Origin of the sequence: Algoriphagus litoralis (genome assembly GCF_003259255.1) — a bacterium.
Taxonomy (GTDB): Bacteria; Bacteroidota; Bacteroidia; order Cytophagales; family Cyclobacteriaceae; genus Algoriphagus; species Algoriphagus litoralis.
In genome coordinates, this window is the sequence record NZ_QGOL01000057.1 from 1 (window position 1) to 1299 (window position 1299).

General features: G+C 34.1%; 1 protein-coding gene. It reads left to right on the top strand.

Going from position 1 to position 1299, the window contains the following annotated elements:
- Window positions 1-42 precede the first annotated feature (42 nt).
- Entirely contained in the window at window positions 43-1248 is a 1206-nt protein-coding gene (locus DK188_RS21600) for a GNAT family N-acetyltransferase (protein ID WP_157963341.1), read from the top strand.
- Window positions 1249-1299: the final 51 nt, after the last annotated feature.

Genomic DNA, 1299 nt, shown 5'->3' on the forward strand with positions numbered 1-1299 from the left:
CGCAAAACGTTGTAGGCAATTAAAACAAACCGCATTCAAGAAATGAAAATTTGCATAGCACAAACGAAATCCGAAAAAGGGAACATCCAAAGGAATATTGATAGCCACTTGGAATTTATTGAGCGTGCAATCAAATTAAAAGCCGACTTGATAATATTTCCCGAACTGTCAATTACAAACTACGAACCTGAATTAGCAACAGAACTAGCGACAGACATTGAAAGCAGTATTTTTAGTCCATTTCAAGAAATATCCAATTCAAATGGAATATCTATTGGAATTGGAATGCCAACAAAAGCACCTGACGGACTAAATATCAGTATGCTGATTTTTCAGCCAAATAAAGAAAAGACAGTTTATTCCAAACAAATGTTGCATTCGGACGAGCTACCCTATTTTGTTTGTGGCAAAAATCAATCTTTTTTAACTATTAATGGCGTGAAAATCGCAATAGGAATTTGCTATGAGACATTGCAACGAGAACATTTCTTAAATGTAAAAAATCAAGGAACAGATATTTACATTGCTAGCGTAGCCAAACGAAAAGGCGGAATTGAAAAAGCATATAAACACTTTCCTCAAATTCCAAACGAGTTTAACACACCAATATTGATGTCGAATTGCGTTGGACATTGTGACAACTTTATGGGCGTTGGACAAAGTGCTATATGGAACAGAAAAGGCAAATTAATTGAACAACTTGATGATAATAATCAAGGATTACTGATTTACGACACCAAAACAGAGCGAACAGAAAAAGAACAACTAAAAATTGAAAAAGGAACATTATCAGATTTAAACGAACTTTTCCAAATCTATTTGAATGCAAAAAATGAATTAGAGAGAAATGGAATTTACCAATGGACTGACAATTATCCTACTCGCCCAATAATCGAAAATGATTTAAAAAAAGGTATCCTTTTCGTGCTGAGAAGCAATGAGGAAATTATTGGTGCAATTAACATAAGCGAAGAACAAGAAACTGAATACCAAACTGTAAGTTGGGAATTTAGCAACTCAAAAGTTTTGGTTATTCACAGATTAGTGATTGACCCAAAATATCAAGGAAAAGGCTACGCAAAAAAATTGATGGATTTTGCCGAGAAATTCGCGAACGAAAACAATTATTCTTCGATAAGATTGGATGCTTACAGCCAAAACAAAAGAGTGATTAATTTTTATGAGAAAAGAAAATATTTCATACGTGGAAATGTCAATTTTCCCGAACGAGAATACCCGTTTCATTGAATGGAAAAAGAAATAATAACTGCCTACAATCGAGTAGACGGCCTCGCCAAC

What these genes read in the sequence shown, in the direction of transcription:
- DK188_RS21600 (WP_157963341.1), top strand. Translation starts at nt 43, where the DNA reads ATGAAAATTTGCATAGCACAAACGAAATCCGAAAAAGGGAACATCCAA.